The organism is Sporomusa sp. 246TCP1, assembly GCF_057319775.1.
Map to the genome: position 1 here is coordinate 4,638,016 of NZ_CM170492.1, position 17,120 is coordinate 4,655,135.

The 17,120-nt window shown below is 36.5% G+C and carries 18 protein-coding genes; all 18 read right to left on the reverse strand.

Annotation, left to right across the window (positions count from 1 at the left end):
• Positions 1–133 precede the first annotated feature (133 nt).
• The 18 genes from AC1ECB_RS22000 to AC1ECB_RS22085 all read right to left on the reverse strand — a co-directional run bounded on the left by AC1ECB_RS22000 (position 134) and on the right by AC1ECB_RS22085 (position 17,010).
• Positions 134–808 carry a class I SAM-dependent methyltransferase gene (locus AC1ECB_RS22000; protein WP_485665781.1) on the reverse strand — a complete coding sequence of 225 codons (675 nt, stop codon included), beginning with the start codon at positions 806–808 and terminating at the stop codon, positions 134–136.
• A gap of 71 nt (positions 809–879) precedes the next feature.
• On the reverse strand, positions 880–1,509 hold the full coding sequence (locus AC1ECB_RS22005; protein ID WP_485665782.1) for a CatA-like O-acetyltransferase: 630 nt from the start codon (positions 1,507–1,509) through the stop codon (positions 880–882).
• Between the two features lie 85 nt (positions 1,510–1,594).
• Positions 1,595–2,143 carry a hypothetical protein gene (locus AC1ECB_RS22010; protein ID WP_485665783.1) on the reverse strand — a complete coding sequence of 183 codons (549 nt, stop codon included), beginning with the start codon at positions 2,141–2,143 and terminating at the stop codon, positions 1,595–1,597.
• 143 nt (positions 2,144–2,286) lie between these two features.
• On the reverse strand, positions 2,287–2,547 hold the full coding sequence (locus AC1ECB_RS22015; RefSeq protein WP_485665784.1) for a hypothetical protein: 261 nt from the start codon (positions 2,545–2,547) through the stop codon (positions 2,287–2,289).
• A 445-nt stretch (positions 2,548–2,992) separates the two neighbouring features.
• Complete coding sequence (locus tag AC1ECB_RS22020) at positions 2,993–3,103, reverse strand: GNAT family N-acetyltransferase (RefSeq protein ID WP_485669388.1); 111 nt, start codon at positions 3,101–3,103, stop codon at positions 2,993–2,995.
• A gap of 133 nt (positions 3,104–3,236) precedes the next feature.
• Positions 3,237–4,115 carry a CPBP family intramembrane glutamic endopeptidase gene (locus tag AC1ECB_RS22025; RefSeq protein ID WP_485665785.1) on the reverse strand — a complete coding sequence of 293 codons (879 nt, stop codon included), beginning with the start codon at positions 4,113–4,115 and terminating at the stop codon, positions 3,237–3,239.
• Between the two features lie 297 nt (positions 4,116–4,412).
• The gene (locus AC1ECB_RS22030; RefSeq protein ID WP_485665786.1) at positions 4,413–5,540 is read right to left on the reverse strand and encodes a GGDEF domain-containing protein; all 1,128 of its coding nucleotides are present in this window, start codon (positions 5,538–5,540) and stop codon (positions 4,413–4,415) included.
• A 213-nt stretch (positions 5,541–5,753) separates the two neighbouring features.
• Positions 5,754–6,506, reverse strand: a complete 753-nt coding sequence (fabG, locus tag AC1ECB_RS22035; RefSeq protein WP_485665787.1) for a 3-oxoacyl-[acyl-carrier-protein] reductase — start codon at positions 6,504–6,506, stop codon at positions 5,754–5,756.
• A gap of 44 nt (positions 6,507–6,550) precedes the next feature.
• Entirely contained in the window at positions 6,551–6,727 is a 177-nt protein-coding gene (locus AC1ECB_RS22040) for a hypothetical protein (protein WP_485665788.1), read from the reverse strand.
• The gene (locus AC1ECB_RS22045; protein WP_485665789.1) at positions 6,724–7,209 is read right to left on the reverse strand and encodes a GNAT family N-acetyltransferase; all 486 of its coding nucleotides are present in this window, start codon (positions 7,207–7,209) and stop codon (positions 6,724–6,726) included. Before AC1ECB_RS22045 ends, AC1ECB_RS22040 begins: the two co-directional genes overlap by 4 nt.
• A gap of 288 nt (positions 7,210–7,497) precedes the next feature.
• On the reverse strand, positions 7,498–7,686 hold the full coding sequence (locus tag AC1ECB_RS22050; RefSeq protein ID WP_485665790.1) for a helix-hairpin-helix domain-containing protein: 189 nt from the start codon (positions 7,684–7,686) through the stop codon (positions 7,498–7,500).
• 118 nt (positions 7,687–7,804) lie between these two features.
• On the reverse strand, positions 7,805–8,038 hold the full coding sequence (locus tag AC1ECB_RS22055; RefSeq protein WP_485665791.1) for a hypothetical protein: 234 nt from the start codon (positions 8,036–8,038) through the stop codon (positions 7,805–7,807).
• Positions 8,039–8,492: 454 nt separating this feature from the next.
• Entirely contained in the window at positions 8,493–8,939 is a 447-nt protein-coding gene (locus AC1ECB_RS22060; protein WP_485665792.1) for a C-GCAxxG-C-C family protein, read from the reverse strand.
• A gap of 454 nt (positions 8,940–9,393) precedes the next feature.
• Positions 9,394–11,340, reverse strand: coding sequence for an oxidoreductase (locus AC1ECB_RS22065; protein ID WP_485665793.1), 1,947 nt, complete (start codon positions 11,338–11,340; stop codon positions 9,394–9,396).
• A gap of 260 nt (positions 11,341–11,600) precedes the next feature.
• Positions 11,601–13,079 carry a sigma-54 interaction domain-containing protein gene (locus AC1ECB_RS22070; RefSeq protein ID WP_485665794.1) on the reverse strand — a complete coding sequence of 493 codons (1,479 nt, stop codon included), beginning with the start codon at positions 13,077–13,079 and terminating at the stop codon, positions 11,601–11,603.
• Positions 13,009–14,065, reverse strand: a protein-coding gene (locus AC1ECB_RS22075; protein ID WP_485665795.1) for an IS630 family transposase whose coding sequence is annotated in 2 segments (ribosomal slippage) — positions 13,009–13,558 and positions 13,557–14,065 — 1,059 coding nt in all. Because the reading frame shifts where the segments join, the coding sequence is not laid out codon by codon here. Before AC1ECB_RS22075 ends, AC1ECB_RS22070 begins: the two co-directional genes overlap by 71 nt.
• 190 nt (positions 14,066–14,255) lie before the next feature.
• The gene (locus AC1ECB_RS22080; protein WP_485665796.1) at positions 14,256–14,660 is read right to left on the reverse strand and encodes an HsmA family protein; all 405 of its coding nucleotides are present in this window, start codon (positions 14,658–14,660) and stop codon (positions 14,256–14,258) included.
• 235 nt (positions 14,661–14,895) lie between these two features.
• Entirely contained in the window at positions 14,896–17,010 is a 2,115-nt protein-coding gene (locus tag AC1ECB_RS22085) for a methyl-accepting chemotaxis protein (RefSeq protein WP_485665797.1), read from the reverse strand.
• Between the last annotated feature and the right edge of the window lie 110 nt (positions 17,011–17,120).

Consider the following 17,120-nt stretch of genomic DNA (forward strand, 5'->3'; position numbering starts at 1 on the left):
CCGTCTTTCTAGCTTAATCCCCACTAGTGTTTAATCACAAAATTGCCTAGTCTAATTTCGCTTATTTTATAATACAATGAGCAACTTCGGACTCACCCGTACCAAATCGTCTGGAATTTAAAGTAATCGCAATTTATGTAGTGCTGTATCTACTGTCTGGGTATAATTTCTTTGCTTTAACTATGGTTGCAAAACCACTTTCGGTATCTTGGCTAAATTCTATCTTAAAACCAATATCATTGAGTAATTTCAAATAATATTCTTTGTTTTTGGGGAATAATCTTATTTTCCTACTTCCATAATTGAACCACTCATCATCTTTACTAATAGATAATATAAAATGACCTCCGATTTTCAATGAGGCAAAAATATTTTTTAGTGCAAGTTTCTTATCATCAATATGTAAAAAAGTTAATACGCTATAAACAATATCAAATTTATTTTGTCGAACATATGTTAATGCATTTTCCTCAATCAACTCAACGTTTTCATAATTATGTAGGTTTTCTTTTGCCCTTTTTATAGTCTTAGGAGATATATCAATGCCTGTAAATTTTTTGCAACCTATATCTAACACTTGCTTCGCAATTCTACCAGTACCAACCCCTATTTCTAATATGCTCTTTGTTTTATCTGCCCCTAAATTTTGGAAGAATAAAGAGCCATCCCAATTACTCATATATTGCTTTAATCTTTTATTATCATGTACTGGGTCATCGCCTTCGTCTATTAAAAGTTCGTAATGTGTATATACATCTACCTCATTTATCATAAATTTAATTCCTTTCATAAAAATTTTGGCATCCAACCCTCCAATCACGTTGGGGACACTAAGGGACAAGCATCCACTTTCAGTTAACTTCACATTCTACATGTATATTATAGGGTATCCAGATAATTTTGTAATTTCGAAAAATAAATACCGATATGTATACCATCCACGAATGCATGATGCACTTGTACAGAAAACGGCAATAAGACTTTGTTATTGTCTAAAAAATATTTACCCCAAGAAATTCTTGGTACAGAATCATTTTGGTTTAATGAAATAGTATGTGATAAATGCGTAAAAGATACCCAGGGGATACAAGTTATGTATATTAAGTCATCTCTCCCAGCAACGTCCTTTAAGTTGAAATAATCGCTTTGATTTTTAGCCTTTTCCTCAGCATATTCAGCAAATGTAAAAATATTATCGTTCATTTCCGCTGTGATGAATTTGAATAAATCATCTTCATCCGCATTTAAATAAGTGAATGAAGGATGAAGTTTATCATGTAAAATGACTTGATTCTCTCTAATTCTATATCGAAAATTAATTACCTCATTTGCAATATGAGTAGAAGCATAAATCATTGCATAGTTAAACGAAATCTTCTTCGCTTTTACAAAGGTTAGAAAATTGGTTACATCAATATTGGCACAAATATTATATTGAGGATAATCCATCCTACAAAAAAAGTTAAAATGTTCTTTTCGTTTCCAGTTATCTAAGTCTATGTATTCCAAATTTCTCCCCCCAGATTATAATATCATTCTCTAATTCCGATGAAACTTACGACTATAAGCTACTTAATTTTACCCTTCTTATAATCTAGCCCAAAACTTCTCGCAATTCAGGTATAAATTTATATAGTTCGTCTAATTTGAATCTATCATGTGATAAATTTCTATAAATTTGATTCACTTCTTCTTTGTTGTTATTAACCTTCCATAAAGATTGAAAGTATAGTGCCAATCCATAGGCTGTGCTAAAATTAAGTCCGTTTTCAATTGCCAGATTAAATAGCCTTAAACTATCGTTAAATCTTTCAATCCGATTTAACGTACATGCCAAATTATGAATTGAAACAATCATTGATTGTTTTGAGTCCCGCGAAGTATTTAGATAATCCCAACTTCCTAGCACTGTCATTTCTTGCAAATTAGGCTTATCACTTTTGAAAAGTGGAATTACGTTACCTGAAATAAGGCTAGTAACATTGCCTAAAATAGCATTTATATCATCATAGTTCTGAATTTTGTATGACTTTTCTAGTATAAATCCATAATATGCTAATTGTGCAAACAATATATTTTCCCAATTTTTATTTTCACAAATTAATTGATGCATATAATTTAAAGGTAACTCTACTTTTTCCAATTTATTTAATTTTAATAGCGATCCTATAGCAGCTCTATGACTTTCAAATCTAACTCCTCTGTTATTATCGTTTTTTGAAGAATGATTACATGCATACAGGTACCATTCAAACCATTCATCAAAATGATGTCCTAATGAAAGTGTTAGTGCTTGAGTTGCATCAGATACAAACCAATGAAGTCTCTCATTATCAAGATTTTTTTTACCCCATCTACAAATTCAACGTGATTATAATATTCTGGTTCATGTTGACGCATTACGGCATAAATATCAGATAAATTCCAATATACCCATCCTTTGTCATCAATACACATGGATTCAGAATTTTTAACTTCTTCTAAAAATTTAATTTGACTAGTAGAATCATTTTTACTTAATTTATTGAATTCCGTATAGATATTCATAAAAAGCCTCCCATTCTTTAATACTAAAGTAATTATAACAAATGTAATAAAAATTACAATAATTGTATTTTTATTACATTAATAGTATAATATTATTGAGAAATAATGTTTTCATAGGGATTGCTTCCTCTTTGTTACACTTTAAACGATATACTTGACTACAGTTTGTCGTTGGCCTTGGGACTTCCCTTGGCTTTTCTTTTGCTCCGTTTTCGCTTCTCGGATACCGGTGATATGACAAGTAGATAACAGTATAATAATCATCAATTAGCAGTTTCATCAGATATAATCTTTCTGTCTCAATTATTTTCAACCTTAATAACCTCGTATATTTAATTTATTGATTTAATTGAGTGCTCTTTAACCCCACAGGTTATCAATTTTAATAATAATGGATTCTTCTGTGTCTACTAGAGCAGTCACCGATTTATCCATTTTGAATTTCTCATAAGATTTTAAATAACATAGGTATAAACCTTATCCCATTTACCTCTTGTTCGATAGCAATTCGCTCAAAGCACATTTTCTCATAAATGCCAACAGCATATGCTTTGATACCTCTATTTCCTCTCCCTGTCTCATGTACTCAAATAACATTGTTTCCATCCTCCCGAAACGATTATTTAGTGTTTGAAAGATAAACATTACTACCATCTGGCTATTGATAATAGCCTTTCATATTGCTATGTCTAAAAGCCAGATATATTAGCATCACGTTTGGTGCTAATTTTTGTAGCATTACATTTATGCCACAAAATTAAAATTGGTATTGAAATTAACCATACGCATATTATCAACTGATTAATCGCTTGTAGCCAATCATTATTATTAATTAACCAAGAAATTTCATTTTGCGGAATGCTGGATATACTGCTTATGCTCCACACTCTATTACCATTCATGAAAAAATGTAATAAATATGTGGCAAAAGGACTATACCGCAAGGTAAGCCAGGCGAAACCAACGCCAAGTACAAAAGTGTCAGCAATACGAATATATCCATGGTTAGGAACGTGATAAGCAGAAAAGAGAATTGCTGGAATAAAAAGATATGTCCACTTAGTCTGAACAGAAATTTTAGGCCATTTTTTTAGTATGCATATAAGAATTAGTAGTGGGATGCCTCGAAATACAATCTCCTCCCATAATGCATTATGGATACCTGAAAAAAGAAATAGATTCACTTTCCCTGCCAAGTTTCCTGCGTGCTGTTGTTCTGTCCATCCTGTTATTAAAAATAATAATTTTCCAAACAATAGTGATATTACTGTAATCGCAATCCCGTAAAAGGCAACATATCCCAACGTTTGCTTGTAAAGTAACCATCCAATACCGATTAAGTATAAGCCAGCTATTATCCCATAAATAAGCCCCCCTGACATTTGTATAGATACATGCGATGTTAGCCCAGGCCAAAACAACAGCAGTACTGAAATATTTCTGTTAAAAAAATCAGATGCTTCAAATTGTCCTGTAATTACAAAAGATAATAATAAAAATATAGTAGCGGTCAAACCCAAAAAAATCGGTTGCTGAACCAGATAGCGAAATGATTCTTTTATCTGCATTTATACCTCGCCCCCTTTATTTTTATTAGCTATTATTTTTAATTAAAGTACACTACCATATATTCAGTTTTCTGTAATATTTTCCCTCTATTAATGTTTTAAAAACGGCCCCATTTTATCGTTGCACCGTATTTGAGACATTTATTGCATAACTGGCATAAATGACGAAGGTGGCATTTTCGGCACTAATGGAATTCAAAAACAAAAAAGTCCCGAGGAAAATCCCCAGAACCATTGATTCCTCTATATTAACCAATACTACAACAGTTAGCAATTCTTAAAGTGATCAGCTTGCTTCTACCTTTCTTTCTTTTGCTTATCTTCGTACATGAGCTTATCGCTATGACGAATAAACTCATATACATTATTAAATGAATCATCAAATATTGCTCTACCGCAACTAAATTGGATGCGGTAAGGCATGTCACTACTTTCATTATATGCATCAATCTTATCATTTAGTCTTTTGATATACTGCTCTAGTCTTCTTTCGCTTCTCTCATTCAGCATAATAATAAACTCATCACCACCTAAACGAATGGCAACCCCTGTCCCTTCAAACACCTCTTCCAATTGTCTGGCAAAGAATTTCAATACTTTGTCGCCTTCCTGATGACCAAAAGCATCATTAATACTTTTAAAGCTATCCATGTCGATATTGACCACCGATAAAACGTTAGTGCCTTTTCTGTTCCAACTTGTAAGGTATTCATCATAAGCCATGCGATTACCTAATCCCGTTAGTGGATCGCGCTTCGCTTGTTCGTGCATAATAGAAATATAGTTAATAACGACGGCAATCCCTACACTATTCCAAATCGTTAAATAAATGAAGTAATACAATTGAAAAATTGACAGCACAGCGGGCATTAGCGAAAGAGAACTAATCATGATTAATTCTTCGTTACTGACATTCTTACGATTATCATATAAAACCAGTAAGTGCATTATGTAATAAAAAATACTTGTCATCGGCGAAACCAAAAACAGCGGACCCCTTACATATAGATTCTCATCGGTTATACTAAAAATCCAATTAAAATGATAGCTACCAAACGATAAAATGCCATTAACAATAAATGGTATTGCCAGCCAACTAAACTTACTTATAGATATTTTTTTATATTTGTTTGTTCTTTTATAAGCATATAACGTTGCAACAATTGGCACTGCTGGCGTTAAGGCGAATCCTAATGTGTTAACCACTTTCTGTGTAACAATGAAATCAATGTAATTACTGGAATTTAATACCACGCTGAAGATTTCCAATATCAATATTATTATCGTTAAACATATTAATGTTAAAAACAACCTGTGAACTTCTTCTTTTATATTTAGCCTAAATCTAGCATGCACAGCGACACTGAGCAATAATATCACCATAAAAATATTCATCTGAATTGCAAGCATTGTATTAATTTTCATCACTACTTTCAGCAAATGCAACTATACGCATATCAACAAAGTACTACTAAAATAGCGTCATCTGGTTTGTATGGAGCAAAATGGTTCATCATCACCGTCAACAATATAACTCTTTCCATTCTTTTTTATAGTCAACCTTATCCATAAATACTTTCCTCTCCTTCAAAACCATTTTATAGTTTTGGTTATACTACTTGGCTACGGCGTGTCAAGTTAAAACATAACCATACCACCGTCAACGTTAAGTACTTGTCCTGTAATATACTTTGCTTTTACAGATGCTAAAAATAGCACAGCATCAGCAACATCCTCAGGTTTGCCGAAAATACCCATTGGAATTAAATTTAACATTTTTGTAGAAACGTCCTTAGAAAGCACATCAGTCATATCCGATTGTATATAGCCAGGAGCTATAGCATTAACTGTGATTCCTCGCTCTGCTAATTCCTTTGCCGTCGTCTTAGTTAAACCAATTAATCCTGCTTTCAAAGCAGAATAATTAGCTTGACCAATATTACCCATTAATCCAACCACGCTTGTTATATTAATTATTCTTCCTGAATTTTGTGAGAGCATCCTTTTAGACACCAATTTGGTACAATTAAAAGCACCTGTCAAATTAGTTCGAATAACTTCTTCCCAATCTATCGATTTCATCATCATCAACCGAGAATCTCTTGTAATTCCAGCATTATTCACAAGGATATCAATTCGGCCAAACCGTTTAATAATTTCCTTTATAACATTCTTAACCGATTCTTCCGACGTAACGTCAAGTGAGAAGCCTTCTGTTTCGACACCAAATCGGGAAGCAATTTCTTGAGCAACTAACTTTGCCTTCTCTTCATTAGTCCCAGCAATTATTACCTTTACTTTTTCCTCAGCAAGCTTTTCAGCTATTGATTTACCTAAGCCTCTAGTACTCCCAGTAATAAGAGCAACTTTACCATTAATTTCTAATTCCATTTATCTTGCCTCCCCCCAAAATGACATATCTACAATTTACTTTTTTAAACCTTTTGTGCTTTTACGATAAGAAAAGGTGGTCTTCTTCGTTCCTCTTGCAAATCTTCATTTAATAATTCTGCTTCTTCTGTTGCTACTGGCTCTAAAACCCTGGCAATATTAAACCCTGTTTCAATTAATGTATTAATAATACTCTCGTTGTCGTAGATGTTCTGTTTCAATTTAATACCTCCCTACAAGTTAATTTTTCATAGGATACTAATGTTAATTTGCTATTTATATATTTCGTCTCTCCTGTTTTTTTATAACCCATTTTTTCGTATAAGTAACAATTTTTAGGTTCTTGTAATATAGTATCTAATTCCCAGCCCATTGCATCATATTTCTGCTCTAGCAATTGCAACACCCTTTGAGCAATACCCATTCCCTGGTGTTCCGGCAATATAAAAATAGGACTAATACGATAAAAATTATTATCTTTTTTTATTATTCTGACTCCTCCGATAGTAAGGCCATCACATTTAATAATATAGTAATCGGTAACAGATTGCTTAATTCGATTAATGACTTTTTCTATTGGTTCATTTGCGGGATTGGTTTCATAATCCTGATATTTATTTAATAGTGGCATAAATGACTTGATTTGCATCGTATGAATAGTTTCTGCATCTTTCAATTCCGCTTTAATTAGAAATAAATTCATTAGATTATTCCTCCTTAAAGGATTGAGCGACATTTAAAATGTAATGTTATTATTGGTTCGCCTTATTACCATAAAATTCCTATGTAATTGGCACACATTTTACTTCGGTGATATAAAACTTTAATAGGATACTATCACACCAATATTGCAAAATAAAGAACCTGGCACTCTGAAAATGGTTTTCGGCGCCAATGGAACTCAAACGAAATTTCAAAATAAAAAAAGCTCCGAGGAAAATCCCCAGAACAATTTGATCAAATAACATTGTTTCGATCTTTCCCTCTAACTTCATTCCTTCCAGTTCCACCATTTTAATAGGTCGGCATCATATTCATCATTAGACGCATAGTACACCGCACACCTAATTACGTAAAGCATACATCTATCTACTTTATATCCTTGATACTCACATAATCTCTCGTATAATTCCTCTGGGTTCCTATCATTTAAATCTTCAATAGATTTAATAATTAGCATTATAATCGCCTCTCAGCTTTCATTTGACTATATTATAAAGTATGACATTGATGTTAAGGTCAAGGATAAATTATTTTATAGTTGTTATCGCATAGTTAAGCTTCTGCTTCCAATTACTTTATTTAGCCCGATTTATTGTTTCCAAAAAGCGGAAATGTTCTTCATCATCAAAAAATTTTCCTCCCTGCTGCCTGAATAACAAAAATTCTTCCAATACCTCCTCAAATCTCCGGATAGTGTCTGTTGTATCTTTTCCCTCTTTGTACAGCCGATCAAGTTCTTCAGATAGTTCCCAAATTTCATCATATAACTCCGTCTCTTGTTTCTTAAAATCCAGGTATCTGCTATTCATAAGTCAGCCACCCCTCCTTATTTTATCTGGAGGCTTCTATGCCCTCCTGTAATCACCCATGAATGGGAATTTTACAGGAGGAAATTAAAAAGGATCACATATGCAGGATTATTTCTACCCTACACATGCGATCCAAATCGATTATTGCAACAGTATCAAGATACAGGAAGCAACCCAAATAACAGAACCCGTCAGCGTGTTCTGCCAAACCTGTATCAAGATATGATACCATCGAATATTGCATGCAGTCGCACAGCCATCTGCCTTGCGCGCCAATCATTACACCCCGATTGTCAAAACTTGTAATTCAGCTAGCAACCGGGTATAATAAGATTGTCGTCGTGGACAGTTCGCTGTTACGTGTAGGTGTGTACGCACCTGCTCGTGCCTATAGGTGCGCTAACACCTATAGGACACGGCGACTTTACTTTTTAATTTCCACCTATTACTAATATTAGTACTCTTTTACATGAATTGCAAGTGTATGAAGATATTTTTTTGATATAAAATCTGATGAATAGTCAACAGCACGCTGAGTAATCACTTCACAAATATGCGGGGGGTTGTCGGAACTAAATCCTTGTGGCCTTAAGTCTCTACATAATAAACTTCCAAATCTTTGTTGAAACCCTTTCGAAAATTCATTGCAAAATCTTACTATTTCTTCCTTTTCATTGCCTTTGTAACTACCATAAATCCCAATGAACATTAACGCACCCTCAACTAACCCGCATTGTGATCCAAATCTTCCCGCACCGTTCATCCCGATAGCTGCTTCCATTACTTGCGGATTAATTTTAATATGATACAATTCGGCTAGTATTTTTATGGTTGTTATCGCACAGTTAAGATTCTGCTTCCAATAATAATCATGCACTCTATTATTTATTAATTCTATCAATCTAACGCACTCTCCTAAAAATTGCCCCTGAATAATATTTTGTTTTCTGCTACATACAATAATGATGTAAAACAACATGCTCATCTTTAAAAATTATTCCGCCAACTGGCAATATATCAGCCTTAACTATACTACAGGTGAGACACATATGGTTCCTCCAAATTATTCTGATTCTACCTTCCCCAGATTGAGAGCAATAACCTTAGAACCACTAATTCTCCTACTAATAATACATATTCCAATTATTCTCATTATTCTCCTGCAACGGGGAATTTTAAAAAGTTATTATACCAAAAAACTATATACTTTCTATTTCGGCACAACGACATAAAAAATCTTCCCTCTGGCTTGAATAGTTTTATTCCTATTCTGGCCATTTAGGAAGATTTTTCATTATTTATAAAAAACTTTCCACATCGTCTAATTTTTAAAAACTCAAACCTTAGAATCCCAATTAGATATCAAGTGCGGCATGATATCCCTGATAAATTGCTGTCGTTATAGTAGAGGGAGATACACAATCACCGATCGTTATAACATACGGTGCACAATCAATTAACTCTTCTACTACATTTCTTCTTGCTTGCTGTCCAAGTGCACAGATTACTGTAGTACCTGGAACAAGATGTTCCCCATAAGCGTCAGCACAGACAACACCTTCTTCTGTTACCCGCAAGCCCTTATATCCTGTGTGAACATGAATCTTATTCATTTCGATTTCCTTTAACAAAATCGGTCGGTGTCTGATATTCGCATCCGGAGCCAGTTCTGATCTCATCTCTACCAGTTGTACCACTTTGCCTTCCTTAGCAAGATGGATGGCTACTTCACAGCCTGCCAATCCGCCTCCCAAAACTACAACTTTGTCGCTAACTTTATCTTGCTTGCGATAATAGTCATTAACGACAACTACATTATCCCCATCAAGTCCGGGAATTGGTGGTACCAATGGTTCAGAACCAACGGCAATAATTAAAGCATCCACGTGTTCTTTTTCTACATAATCTTTAGTGACGGTCGTATTTAAGCGAATCTCCACACCGGCGGCCTCGGCCAGCTTGCCAAGTGTAACACCTAGTTGAAACATTTCATACTTAAAGGGTAATGCCTGCTCTCCCTTTAAGATGCCACCTAACTCGTCAGTCTTCTCGCAGAGAATGACCTTATGCCCGCGTTTGGCCGCGGTAATGGCAGCTTCCAAACCTCCAGGGCCGCCGCCTGCTACCAGAACTTTGCAGGAATGCGCAGCAGGAATCACTTCTGTTCCATCCAGTTCACGACCAATAAGAGGATTAACCGTACAGCGTCTTGTGGAGGTAGCAGCCCGTTCCGCCATACAGGTAAAGCATCTTAAGCATTTTACAATATCCTCATCACGGTTGCTCATAACCTTTCTCGGAAGTTCATGATCAGCAAGCAACGCACGAGCCATTTCAACTACATCTGCCTTCCCGCTGGCGATAATTTCTTCCATCATAGCCGGATCATTTAAACCGCCGAGTGTTGCCACAGGAACGTTTACATGCTTTTTTATTTCAGCTGCAAGGTAGACATTGCAGCCATGAGGTACAAACATAGAGGGATGTGTAATACTAAATCCTCGCTGATAAGTGCCTGCCGATACATGTAATAAATCGATCCTTGATTCCAGAAGTTTAGCAATTTCGACACCCTCGGCAAGATCATAGCCACCCTCAAACAATTCGGAACCGCTCATTCTAAACTTAATTGGAAAACCAGGGCCCACTGCCTCACGGACACTGTCAATAACTTCCTGAGCAAGCCGCACTCTGTTTTCCAAACTACCGCCGTATTTATCGGTTCTATGATTGAAATAAGGAGACAAGAACTGATTAATCAGCCAACCATGGCCGCCATGAATCATAATCATCTCAAAACCGGCTCTCTTGGCAATTCCAGCACAGTTACCATATGCTGCTACGATATCAGCGATTAATTCTTCGGTAAGTTCCCTTACCTTAAGACCATCCGGACGGACTCCGTCACTTGGCCCCCACTGGGAAAGTCCGCCTTTCTTATCTTTATCTGTAAGATATGTTCCGGCATACTGCCCGGAATGAGACAATTCTACACTGGGGATTGCACCATGACGGCGAATAGCATCTGCCGTGTAAGTAAAGCTGGCTAGGGACCCTACGGTCTTCAGATCCAGATGAAACATATGCGAACCTTCTGTTTCCGGATGAACCACCACTTCACTGACGGTAACTGCGGCAGCACCGCCTTTGGCCCTTAACTCGTAAAAAGCAGTAGATGCACGACCAATAGTACAGTCAGCAGTAATGTCTGTTCCTCCCATCGGGGCGGAAAACATGCGATTACGGAAATAGACATTTCCGATTTTAATGGATTTACATAAGTTTGGATATTTTCTTTGCATAATTTCATTCTCCTTTATGTGTTCGGATTAACAAATACCAAATATGATTAAATTTTTATAACACTCCCTTCTCGTAAATTTATATACACATTACTATATAGCAAACTCCGTGCCAATGTTTTAATGCCAGCAAATACACTATCAGCAAGCAATAACATCATTTTCATGTACCTTTTTATTCACCTTTTTTCCCAACACAAAAGCGGCAATGTACCATTTTAGGTACATTGCCGCTAATTTACATCTTTGTTATCACCTTACTATTCCCCATCATGTTGACGTTCTATTTCTTTTAATTTGCGGTAAAGAACCGTACGGTAAATTCCGAGACGTTCGGCTGCCTTACCAATTTTTCCACCACACTCTTTTACTATATGCTGGATATATTTTCGTTCCACCTTCTTGACAACCTCACGTAAGGTGCCATTTAGCCCTAATAAGCTAAAGATATTGTGGTTGTATTTATTTTCTTGAGAAATGGCATCAAAGGCCAGTAAATCAGGTTGACCGGCCTGCATACCACTAATGACTTTGCGCTCGACGGCACTGCGCAATTCACGTACATTGCCCGGCCACTGATAACTTTGCAAAGCCGTACAGGTCGCGGCATCAAATTCAACTTCCAATCCATATTTCTTATTAAAGTAATCCAAGAAGCGTAAGGCCAAAGTCGCGACATCTTCCGGCCGCTCTCTTAGTGGCGGTATCACTATGGGTATAACATTGAGACGATAATATAAGTCACTGCGGAACTTCCCCTCCTCAACCATCTTTTCCAGATCCTTATTTGTAGCGGCAATAAGCCTAAAATCCATTTTCCGGTCCATATTGCTGCCGATACGCCGAACTTCGTAAGTTTCTAACACTCTCAACAATTTTGCCTGCAACAAAAAAGGAAGCTCAGCAATCTCATCTAAAAACAATGTGCCCTGATGAGCAGCCTCAAACAATCCCACTTTTCCTTCTGCACGTGCTCCTGTAAAAGCTCCCTTTTCATAGCCGAACAGCTCAGATTCAACCAGATTTTCTGGCAGGTTGGCACAATTCACCGCAATAAAGGCTTTCTCGGATCTTTTACTATGCCGATGTATATATTTAGCTAAAATCTCTTTGCCTGTTCCCGATTCACCTAATAGCAAGACCGTACTATCAACCTGCGCCACATTATGAGTCTTCAGTAATACTTGCTTCATTTCCTTACTTTCCGCCACAATTGTTTCGGTTTCTAAAACATACCTTCTTAAATATTCAATTTCTCGTGTGCGCCGGCTATTCTGTTCTTGTTCCTCGCGGCTAACGGGTAACTCCTGCGCATCAGGAGGTATACCGTAGGTTACGACTAAAATAACTTCTCCTTTATCGTCAAGCACCGGCGTACTTCTCGAATAATGGACAATGCCAAGTTTAGTTCTTAACATGCCACTCTGTTCACACTTTTTTTCTACAGCCTCAAGCGCGTAAGATTTATTATAAAATTCGTTATTTACTAAATCCTTAACATTGGATGTAAGCAATCGATCGATAGACATATCAAGCGTCAGGGCTGTCGTTGTATTCGAAAGCAATATATTGCCGTACTTATCAGTTACAAAAATTGTATGGGGCAGATTATTAAATATCTGTTTCAAATTATTTTGAGCTATATACAACGCATTAAACAATGAAAAATTAAACACAAATGCGGTCGACGGTCTTAAGCGGATTACGATTAATATCATTAATAAAAGCAAATACAGCATTAGCAATTTCCTCAACTGATTTGAAAAAAACATTGTAGATGCAGGTGCGTTTGAGCCAACCCCATACTTTTTCAATTGGATTTAGTTGTGGGCTATATGGGGGTAAAAAAACTAACTCAAGTACTTCTTTGTTTTGTTGCAAAAAAGGTTGAAGCAGTTTGGCATGATGAATGCGGGCATTGTCCAAAATCATCACGATTTTTTGACCAGGATATTTCTCAAGCACCAATTGCAAAAATGCGAGAAATTGCTGTGCATCATAACTGGTAGAGTGACTACATACTACTTCTCCGGTTTCATAATCTAATACGCCGATTAGCTTTACACCACTGTGTTTTCCGTAGGTTGGAACTATTCTTTGCTTTCCTTTAGGAAACCAAGTCCGAAAAATGGCTTGATAGTCCCTAATCATGCACTCATCTTGAAACAGCAGACGGTCGATTGTACCATGCAAAAGCGAATCTTTCAGTTCATAAAGTTTTTTTAAACTCTTCTTGTTTTTGAGGATTTGCATTAGCCAGAGTGTATGTGGGCCGGGTACAGCTAAATCCAAGGCTATGCAACAAATTTAACGTACCGCGTATACTGTAAGTTACACCAAAAGTTTTCTCAATCCATTGCTGCAGTAAGGGAGCTGTCCAGTTCATTTCTACCGAAAATCCAGCGTCTTTTGGAACGTGATGTGCAACCATATCATACACTTGTTGGCATTGCTCTTCGCTTAAAAAGGTTGGCCGGCCTGGCGAATGGTTCATTCGTAAGCCTTTTAATCCGCAATTAACATAAAGATTAATATATCGATAGACTGTGCTAAGAGCCCGCCCAGTTATTTGAGAAATTGTTTCTTTTGAATACCCTTGCAAATACAGGTAAATCGTTTGATAACGTTCCTGCATCCGCGAATTCTTACATGACTTCATTTTTCTTTTGAGGCGTTTGACTCTTCGATGGATTACTTCTGATGGTAATTGGCGGATGTCTCGCATGTGTCTACCCCTTCGTCATGAATTAATTGACAAAGGATTTCGCCATAAAATCCAAAAACCATTTTCTTAACAAATAATAATTATCAATAGTTGCTTCTTTTTGATATTTTTTTACTCTTTAATGCGTCATATATAGTTCATAGCTTGAGCTCACTCTTTTGGCATCTTTCATTAATCCGTCACCCTTAATTCAAAAATTATAAATCATCTGAACAAGTTCGACAAAATGCAGTTTAAAAGTACTAAAGAGTACACCTGAAATCATTGGGATTAACCATATTAGCCATACGAAAATACTTAACTTATGAAAATTAGCTTTTAAATAGTTATTCTCTGAGTGTAATACCCATGTTGCCCATATTGTATGAATAAACATAAGCAGGATAGCAAACATCCCTGTCAAACCATGAAAATCAGCCTGAAATCGCCCCGCAATTTGGCTCATTGCACTAGTACCGATACTATCGAATACTAAGCCTAACCAAAAAACTACTACATGCCACCAATTCAAATTATTTTGAACCTTTTCTGCTAATACAGCCAGAGTATAAAAAAGGCCAGCTAAGCTAATAAAACCAATGGCGATAATCATCATATATATACTGCATCCTCCAATTAACCCGTGTCTTGTATATCATATCATAAATAATCCACTTCACCACAATAAACTCAAGCTAGTTGCTTTCTGTTAACAAAATATAATGAAGTAACGTACTCGTATAAAAAGAAACATGCTAACGTAAAAAACAAAGTACCTAATTCGACTTATACCGAAATTAGGTACTTTGTCTTTCTATATCAACCTGTTAACTATTCACAGTATTAAAGCATTAGACCTTAAATTTTGCCAAAATGTTGTTTAATTTTGCCGAGCAATTTTTTGCATTTTCAGCTTGTCTTACAACTTCTTCAAACTGTTGGAAAATAACGGCCGATTTCTCTGCGATACTCGCTGTATTGTCGGCTCCTTCATCAGCCGATTTACCAACATCTTCGATGGCTTTCAACAAGTCATCAATCAGCTTAAATAGTCTAGCAGAAGCCCCCTGGAAATCGACTAAGATATTATCAATATATTTTGCATCTTGACTATATTGATCACCAGTCAGGACAAGCACCTCATAATCTTTCATTACTTCTTTATCCACAAACTCAAGCAATTGTGCAGCACTTTCAGCCAAATTATTAACAGAGGATACTGTCAAATTGGTGATACTTTGTATTTCATTAGCGGCTTTTTTAGATTCTTCCGCAAGCTTTCTAATCTCATCTGCGACAACAGCAAACCCTTTTCCGGCCTCACCCGCCCGGGCAGCCTCAATCGCGGCATTTAAAGCAAGTAGATTGGTCTGTGAGGTTATGTTTACGATAGTATCCAATAACGCATTAATTTGCCTTACAGCTGTAGCTTGCTGAATTGCAGACTTTAGTTTTGTATTTGCCGAAGTGTACATGTTGTTAACATTATTTCTTGATGATACTGCATTAAATTGCAGCTCGTTTGCTCTGCTCATCATTTCTTTGGTTGCCTCTATCCCCTGTTCAGTCTTCAAAGACAAGGTTTTCACCGAGCGCCCCAGCTCAGTGGAGGTATTGCTCATTTCTTCCGCTGAAGCTGCTGTTTCCTGCATCCCTGCAGCTAGTTGCTGCGTTGTGGCCGAGATATCTTTAAGCTGAGCATTAAGTAACTCAACACTCTTTTCCGTATGGACCATGGACTTGTCAGTTTGAAGCGACTGGGAAAATACCTCGCTGATTAAACCCCGTATATTCACTTGCATTTGTTGCACAGATTTGGCTAATACCCCGATTTCACCACCAAGTTGCAAGTATGAGGCTGGAAGATCTGATGTAAAATCGGAATTTGCCAATACCCGCAGATGTTCTGACGCCTTACTTACTGGCTTTAGCGAAACTTTGACAATCCAAAAGGTCAATATTATTAAAACAACAATCCCGACTATCGTCGTGGGTAGAAGCTCTTTTAACAGCTTATTATACTCTGAATTAATATTTGTTTCCGGAATTATAGACGCATATGACCAGCAAGTTTCAATTCCCGGTATTCGCACCGGTTCGTAAACTTCAAGAGATTTAACATCAGTTCCCGCTGCCTTTCTATTCTCAATAAAGCTATCACCTTTTATTATATTGTCAATTGTACCACCTCTGGTTTGGTCAACGTCCAAGTAGCTCTTGCCAATAAATTTCGGATTAGCTCCATGGGCAACAATCATTCCCTTATTGGTTAGGACAGACACATACCCGCCCATAGGCTTCTCCTGCTGTATTGTTTCCTGCAGTGCCGCCAGTGAGATATCTGCACCCACAATACCCATAAACTCACCCTTACTATTTATAATCGGCATGACAACAGATATTATCAGTATTTCCTTCCCATCTACCTTGTAATAGTAAGGTTCAATAAGCGCACTCTTTTTGGTCTTTTTGGGTATAAGATAATAGTCCCCGGCTCCTTCCTGTTCGTAATCTAGAAGGGGCTCGACGATAACCTGTCCATTGGCTCTGACAACATAGGGGATAAACCTTCCGGTAGCATCATAGCCAGGTTTATTTATATACTGTGAATCCTTACCATCAAAAGCATTCGGCTCCCACAGGGTATAGATAGCCAGAATGGATGGCGTTTTTTCCAGTTCACCTTTAAGTAAATCAATTATATTTTCCCGGTTTAACACGTGATTGCTGGCACTATAATCGACTATCGTCCGGGTATGGTTTAATGTAGTTGCAACTATTTCGAGCTCGCCGGTTAAATTCTTAGCATAGCTTTTTGATGCTTCTTTGGCTAAGCTAACCGCCTGGTCATAACTATTATGGCGTACATTTGTCAATTGGATAAAAAGTACTATGGACAGTCCAAGAAAAATAAATACACCTACCAAAACACTTACTTTTGTTGCCAAACCCATTCTATTCAGCATACTTATCACCACTTTCTTAATTTGACGATTTTATAAAAAAAAGTAGCCATCAGGTGTAAATACCTAATGGCTACTTTGCCAACGTCTTCTTCTTTGGACATATTTTAACA